This window comes from Saccharothrix sp. NRRL B-16348, from assembly GCF_001280085.1.
Lineage (GTDB): Bacteria > Actinomycetota > Actinomycetes > Mycobacteriales > Pseudonocardiaceae > Actinosynnema.
The window spans coordinates 179,044-185,810 of the sequence record NZ_LGED01000114.1; the positions used below are offsets into that span (position 1 = coordinate 179,044).

Annotated in this window: 5 protein-coding genes and 1 pseudogene; 2 read left to right on the forward strand and 4 right to left on the reverse strand. The window is 69.8% G+C overall.

Annotated elements, in window-relative coordinates; translation table 11 throughout:
• Positions 1-5: 5 nt before the first annotated feature.
• The 4 genes from ADK67_RS13385 to ADK67_RS13400 all read right to left on the reverse strand — a co-directional run bounded on the left by ADK67_RS13385 (position 6) and on the right by ADK67_RS13400 (position 3,508).
• Positions 6-872: an alpha/beta hydrolase family protein gene (locus tag ADK67_RS13385; protein WP_197289426.1), complete on the reverse strand. Its 867-nt coding sequence runs from the start codon at positions 870-872 to the stop codon at positions 6-8.
• A gap of 91 nt (positions 873-963) precedes the next feature.
• The gene (locus tag ADK67_RS13390) at positions 964-1,875 is read right to left on the reverse strand and encodes an ABC transporter substrate-binding protein (RefSeq protein WP_053716730.1); all 912 of its coding nucleotides are present in this window, start codon (positions 1,873-1,875) and stop codon (positions 964-966) included.
• A gap of 3 nt (positions 1,876-1,878) precedes the next feature.
• Positions 1,879-2,355 (reverse strand): GNAT family N-acetyltransferase, encoded by a 477-nt coding sequence (locus ADK67_RS13395; RefSeq protein WP_053716731.1) that lies wholly within the window; start codon positions 2,353-2,355, stop codon positions 1,879-1,881.
• A gap of 13 nt (positions 2,356-2,368) precedes the next feature.
• Entirely contained in the window at positions 2,369-3,508 is a 1,140-nt protein-coding gene (locus ADK67_RS13400; protein WP_053716758.1) for an LLM class flavin-dependent oxidoreductase, read from the reverse strand.
• 378 nt (positions 3,509-3,886) lie between these two features.
• On the opposite strand from ADK67_RS13400, the gene ADK67_RS13405 reads away from it, so the two are divergent.
• Together ADK67_RS13405 and ADK67_RS13410 are read left to right on the forward strand one after the other, a co-directional pair.
• The gene (locus tag ADK67_RS13405) at positions 3,887-4,720 is read left to right on the forward strand and encodes an amino acid ABC transporter permease (RefSeq protein WP_053716732.1); all 834 of its coding nucleotides are present in this window, start codon (positions 3,887-3,889) and stop codon (positions 4,718-4,720) included.
• A 31-nt stretch (positions 4,721-4,751) separates the two neighbouring features.
• Positions 4,752-6,591, forward strand: a pseudogene (locus ADK67_RS13410) (FAD/NAD(P)-binding protein).
• Positions 6,592-6,767: the final 176 nt, after the last annotated feature.

The following is a 6,767-nucleotide window of genomic DNA, read 5'->3' on the forward strand; positions in this document are numbered from 1 at the left end:
AGTGCCTACTGCTGGACGAACGCCGTGAGCATGGGCAGGAAGCCTGCCGCGAGTTGGTCGCGCCGAGCGATCCCGGGGCGGGGGTCACCCGTGAACAGGCTGTGGTCGGCACCGGGGAACACCGCGATTCCGTGCCGGCCCCGCTCGACGTCCGGCAGGGCCGCCGCGATCCTGGCCACGCTGGTGGACACGGGCACCGAGTCGTCGGCTCCGCCGAACAACGCGAGCACGGGACAGGTCAACTCGGGAAGCAGTTCCGCGGGATCGATGTCCATGCTGCGCGCGAAGAACTCCGCCGTCGCGGGGGTGGCGGTGGCCTGGGTCACCACGTCGTACCAGGTCCTGTCGGCGTACTGCCGCCGAACGTCGACCACTTGGGCGGCCGGCTCACCGGAGCGGAGCCTGCGGGCCTGCTCGTCCACCCAGGCCATGCCTTCAGCGTGGTCCTCGCCGTCCACCCCGTCACGGCGAAGCCAACTGTCGATGCGCATGCGTTCCTGCTCGGCCATGCTCACGCCGGGACCGCTGATCGTCACGACCCGGTCGATCGCCTCCGGGCTCGTCCTCGCCGCCAGCAGCGACACCCAGCCGCCCTGGCTCCACCCGATCAAGCCGATCCGATGGCGATCGACACCGCGCCACCCGCGCAGCACCTCGACCGCGGTCAACGCCTCAGCCGCCCGATCGGCGAAGGACTGCGTCCGCCAGTCCCCGGGCGACTTCCCGCAACCGGGTTTGTCGTGCACCAGCACCGCGACGCCGACCTCGCTGATCGTCTCGGGCCAGCCGCCCCACTCCTCGATGCCCCCGCACCCACTGCCGTCGACGAACACCAGGCCCGGAACCGGGCGATCGGACCTCGGTCGACGCACGACCGCACGCAAGTCACCCGCTCCACTGGGAACAACGGTCGATTCCACGATGAAGTCAGCCCCCACCGAACGACGGTAACAGGCACCGCCGCTAGGCGTGTTCCGGAGGGCTGATCAACGACTCGGGGATCGCCGAGTCCTGCGTGCCCCACTTGTCCAGGATCCGCTGGTAGGCGCCGTCCTTGACCAGTTTGTTCACCGCCGCCTGGAACGCGGGCGTGAGCGGCGAGCCCTTGGGGAAGGCGAAGCCCACGTCGAGGCGCTTGAACTCGCCCAGGAACTTCAGGTTCGGCTGGTTGTCCGCCGCGTAGCGCAGGCCGTTGATCGTGCTCATCACGACGTCGATGTGGCGTTGTCGCAGACCGAGGTAGATCGCCGCCGTCTCGGCGAAGCTGAACACCTCGTACTCCGGTTTGCCCGCATCGGGGCAGATGTGCTTCTCCCGCTCCAACGTCGCCTCGAACGTGGTGCCCGCGCCTGTTCCGATCTTCAGGCCGCACAGCGCCAGGAGCCCGTCCACCCTCGGCACGCGGTCGTCGTCGGCGCGGACCGCGAAGCCCTGGCCGTCGTTGATGTAGGTGACGAAGTCGATCGTCTGCTTCCGCGCCTCGGTGACGCCGAAGTTGCCGGTGCCGACGTCGTACTTGCCGCCGGACAGCGACGGCAGGATCGTCTCGAAGCTCGCCACCTCCCGTTCGATGCGCAGCCCGAGGATCGTCGCCACCGCCTCGGACACGTCGACGTCCAAGCCGAGCACGGTCTTGTTGTCGTCGGCGTAGTAGGACGACGGCGGCTGGCCGCCCACCGACGAGCCGAACTTCACCACGCCCGCGGCGCGCACGTCCTCCGGCAGCAGCGCGGCGATCGCGTCGTCCTTCGACAACGCCGACAGCACGTCGGCCGTCGGCTGCACGCCCGACGCGGGCGCGTCCACCGGGCCGCCGCACCCGGAGACCACCAGTGCGAGCAGGGCGGTCGGCATCAACAGGGATCTGCTGCGCATGAGCTACCTCAGGTCCTTCTCGAACGGCAGGGGGCCGGTGGTGAGCGGGGCGGCGGTCACGTCGAAGAGCGGCGTGTAGCCCGTGGCCAGGTACAAACCCTTGGCCTCCGGCTGTAGTGGGCCGGTGGTCAAGTAGAGGCGTCGATAGCCGAACCCGACGGCGTCGCGTTCGAGTTCGGCGATCACCCGGCGGGCGAAGCCGCGTCGCCGGTGCCGGGAGTGCGTCCAGATCCTCTTCAGCTCCGCGGTGTGCTCGTCGTGGCGCATGAACGCGCCACCGGCCACCGCCTCGCCGTTCTCGAACAGCAGCACGAGCGTGCCGTGTGGCGGCGCGAAGACGCCCGGGTCGTACCGGGTCATCTCCTTGCGGGCGTGCTCGCCGTAGCGGGACACGTACTCGTGGGTCAACTCCTCCTTCAACGGCGCGGTGGCCGGGTCCTCCCAACGGACCCGGCGGGCCACCAGGGTGTCCGCCGTCATCCCCGCACCGCTGTCATCCGTCCACCGCGATCTCGCGTCGCGGTTCCACGATCTTCGCGGCACGTTCCCGCTCGCGCTTGGCGACTTCCTCGCGCACGATCGGGATCACGTGACGCCCGAAGTCGATCGTGTCGTTGATCATGTCGTAGCCGCGGGCGGACAGGATGTCCACGCCCAGGTCGTAGTAGTCCAGCAGGGCCTGCGCCACGGTTTCCGGCGTGCCGACGAGGGCGTTGGAGTTGCCCGCGCCACCGGTCGCGGCGGCGGTCGGCGTCCAGAGGGCGCGGTCGAAGCGCTCGCCCCGTTCGGCGATCTCCAGCAGCCGCTGCGAGCCCGTGTTCTCCGGGTTCGTCAACGAGTGCCTGCGGGTCAACGGGTTGTGACCCGAGGTGCGCGCCTTGATCGCGTCCACCGTTCGGTACGCCTTCTCCCACGCCAGCTCCTCGGTCGCGCCGAGGATCGGGCGGAACGCCACCTGGATGCGCGGCACGTCGGTCCGCCCGGCGTCCTTCGCGGCCTGCTTCACGGACTCGATCTGCGCGGCCGTGTCGGCCAGCGGCTCGCCCCACAGGCAGAAGATGTCCGCTTCCGCCCCGCCTGCTCGGTACGCGGCGGGGGAGGAGCCGCCGAACGACACGTTCGGCCGGGGCTGCTGCACGGGGAACACGTCGCTCAGGAAGTCGGCGAACTTGTAGTGTTCGCCGTCGTGGTCGAAGGGTTCGCGCGAGGTCCAGACCTTCTTGACGATGCGGATGTACTCCCGCGTGCGCGAGTAGCGCTCGTCCTTGGTCAGGTAGTCGCCCTCACGCTGCTGCTCGTGGTCCGTGCCGCCGGTGATGAAGTGCACCGTCAGCCGGCCGTCGCTGATCTGGTCGAGCGTGGCGAAGGTCTTCGCGGCGAACGTCGGGTAGGAGACGTTCGGCCGGTGTGCCAGCAGGATCTGGAGCTTGTCCAGCTTGGTGGCGATGTACGCGGCGGCCTGGGCGGGTTCGGGTGAGCCCGAGCCGTAGGCGAACAGCACCCGGTCCCAGCCGTGTTCTTCGTGCGCGCGGGCCAGCCGCAGCGTGTAGTCCTTGTCGAACGACGGACCGCTGAGCGGTTGCGTTTCGGAACCGTCGTTGGTGCCGCCGATCCCCAGGAACTCAACAGGCACGTTGACACCTTCCACGTGATTGGTGCATGGAGACCCCCGATTCGGGGTCGTCGAAGAGAAAGAGGGCACGCCGACGCGCCGACGACGTTGAGGGAGACGCGCGCGGGAGGTCGGCGGACAGGGCTCAGCCAGGAACAGGCGTCAGCCCGAACAGGAGGCGGACCACACCCGACCGAAGTCGATGTGGCCGCGGATGACCAGCCGCGTGGATTCCACGATCCCAGTGGAGCAGCGGGGCGAGTGGTCGTCAACGACGGTTCGACCCGTGTCCAGATACCGGAATGCCTTGACGTGCCTCGCAGACACCCGCTTACGATCACCACGCGGCGTTGAGGGACGCGGCACTGTGTCGTGATCCCTCCTGCTCTGGAGCAGCCGATGAGCGCCTCGACCGTCATCTCACCGCCGCAGGCCCACGGGGCCGCCGAGATCGTCCCGCTCCGGCGTCCCTGGCGCTGGGCGTCCGCGGCTGTCGTGCTCGCCGCGCTGGGCGTGGTGCTGTGGTCCGTGGTGACCAACGAGCAGTTCCAGTGGGACGTGGTCGCCCGGTACTTCACCACCGGGGCTGTGCTGCGCGGTCTCGGCCTGACGCTGTGGCTGACCGCGCTGACGATGGTGCTGGGCTTCGTGATCGGCGGCGTGCTGGCCGTGATGCGGCTGTCGGGCAACCCGGTGCTGGTCGGCGTGAGCTGGGGTTACGTCTGGCTGTTCCGATCCGTGCCGCTGCTGGTGCAGTTGCTGTTCTGGTTCAACATCGGTGCCCTGTACCCGGCGCTGTCCGGCGCCACGCCGGTGATCGGGCCGATGACGTCAGTGATCATCGGACTGGTGTTGCACGAGGCCGCCTACGCCGCCGAGATCGTGCGCGGCGGCATCCTGTCGGTGGACACCGGGCAGACCGAGGCGGCGTTGGCGCTGGGCATGCGGCGCGGGCGGGTGCTGCGCCGGATCGTGCTGCCGCAGGCGATGCGGTCGATCATCCCGGCCGGGGGCAACATGCTCATCGGCACGCTGAAGGGCACGTCGATCGTGAGCGTGCTGGCCGTGCAGGACCTGCTCTACTCGGTGCAGCTCATCTACAACCGCAACTACCTGATCATCCCGTTGCTGCTGGTGGCCACCCTCTGGTACGTCGTCGTCACCAGCCTGCTCGGCGTCGGTCAGCACTACGTCGAGCGCTACTACGCGCGCGGCGCGGGCAGGCTGTCGTGACGGCCGCCGTGGCGTTCCCGGCCCGGGCGCGATGAGCACCGTCGTCCTGGTGGGTGCCGGGCCGCGTGCTTCGGGCCTCCTGGAACGGATCGGCGCCAACGCGCCGGAGCTGTTCGACGGACCGGTGCGGGTGCACCTGGTCGACCCGTTCGCGGCGGGCTCGGGACGGGTGTGGCGGCACGAGCAGTCGCCGTTGCTGAGGATGAACTCCATGGCCGAGGACGTCACCACGTTCACCGACTCGTCGGTGACGTGCGAAGGCCCGATCCGACCCGGTCCGTCCCTGGCCGAGTGGGCGTCGGACCTGTCCGCGGCGGAGCTGGAGTCGTCGGTTCGAACCGAGCTGGAGGAGCTGCGGCCCACGTCGTTCCCGAGCAGGAGGGTGCAGAGCGCGTACCTGAAGTGGTTCCACCAGCTCGCGGTGTCGGCTGCCCGACGGGAGTTCCGTCTCCGTCCACCGGACGAAGGTGGTGCGCATCACCGGTTCTCCGCAGATGCGCCAGCGGGTCTGGCTCGCCGACCGCGCCGAACCGCTGGTTGCCGACGTGGTGGTGCTCGCGTTGGGGCACCTGGACACCGTCCTCGCGCCCGAACAACAGGAACTCGCCGACTACGCCGACGCCCACGGTCTCACATACCTGCCGCCGGACTACACGGCCGACACGGACCTGTCCGTCGTGCCCGCGGGCGAGGACGTCGTGGTGCGGGGCATGGGTCTGGCGTTCATCGACCTCGCGGTGCTGCTGGGCGAGGGACGCGGCGGACGGTTCGTCCGGGTCGGCGGAACCCTGCACTACCTCCGGTCCGGCCGTGAACCACGCCTGCACGTCGGCTCTCGCCGAGGCACGCCGTACCACTCCAAGACCGGCTATCGCTTGCAAGGCGCTCCGCCGGAGCCGCCGCGGTTCTTCCTCGCGTCCGAGCTGCTGAAACGTCCAGGAGACGTCGATTTCCGGTGGCACGCCTGGCCCTTGATGGCGAAGGAAGTCGCGTACGGCCACTACCGCGAACTGTTCACCGCGCACCGGTCCCGCGTGCGGCGGTCGTGGGAGGAGTTCTCGGCCCGGTTCGCCGAACTGGACTGGTACAGCGACGACATGCGAGCGCTGGAACGCGAAGCCGTGCCCGCGGCCGCGGACCGCGTCGACTTCGAACTGCTGGACCGCCCCATCGACGGCTTGGCGTTCTCGTCGTCCGACGGCTTCCAGGAGTTCTTGCGCGCCCACACCGCCGCCGATCTGGCCCGCCGCTCGGACCCGACGCACAGCGCCGACCTGGGCGCCTTCCTCTCGCTGCTCGGCGTCTACGGCCAGTTCTCGATCCTCTCCGCGTCCGGCCGCCTGCGCGGCGACACCGGTTGGTGGCACGGCTTCTTCAGCTCGATCGCGAGCGGCCCGCCGCCGGACCGCCTGGAGGAACTCCTCGCGTTGTCCCGCGCGGGTGTGGTTCGTTTCCTCGGCGCCGACACTTGGGTCCGTGCCGAGGAGGGAGTGTTCCTCGCCGGCAGCCGCAGCGTCCCGTCGCACGTGGTCCGCGCGACAGGCCTGATCGAGGCCCGCCTCCCCGTGCACACCCTGACCCACACGGCCGACCCGTTGCTCCGGTCGCTGTCGGCGGCGGGGGACGTGAGCGACGTCGACGGCATGGTTCGGGTCGATCCGTCCGACAGTCGGATCGTCGACGCCACCGGCACACCGCACGCGCGGCGGTTCGCCGTGGGGCCGTACACCACGAACAAGGCTTACGCGGCTTTCGCGCGTCCGAACACGAACGCCCCGAACTTCCGACAGAGCGATGCCGTGGCGCGTGCGGTCCTGCGCTTCCTCGCCGCCGCGGCGGCAGATGGCGCGGACGACGAGTCCGCAGCCTGACCCCGGCGGAGGAACGCCCGCTCAGGCCCAGGCCGCGGTGTCAGGCCACGGACGTGTACCGGCCCCGGAAGCGGACCAGGGGTGGGTTGCCGGTGTTGTGCTGGATCTCCAGCGGTTCGCCCACCAGGGCGACGTGGTCGCCCACCACGATGCGGCGGACCGTGCGGCAGCGGAAG

Bases quoted from the DNA above. Each gene is read 5' to 3' on its own strand.
- ADK67_RS13390 (WP_053716730.1), bottom strand. From the start codon at position 1,875: ATGCGCAGCAGATCCCTGTTGATGCCGACCGCCCTGCTCGCACTGGTG.
- ADK67_RS13395 (WP_053716731.1), bottom strand. From the start codon at position 2,355: ATGACGGCGGACACCCTGGTGGCCCGCCGGGTCCGTTGGGAGGACCCG.
- ADK67_RS13405 (WP_053716732.1), top strand. From the start codon at position 3,887: ATGAGCGCCTCGACCGTCATCTCACCGCCGCAGGCCCACGGGGCCGCC.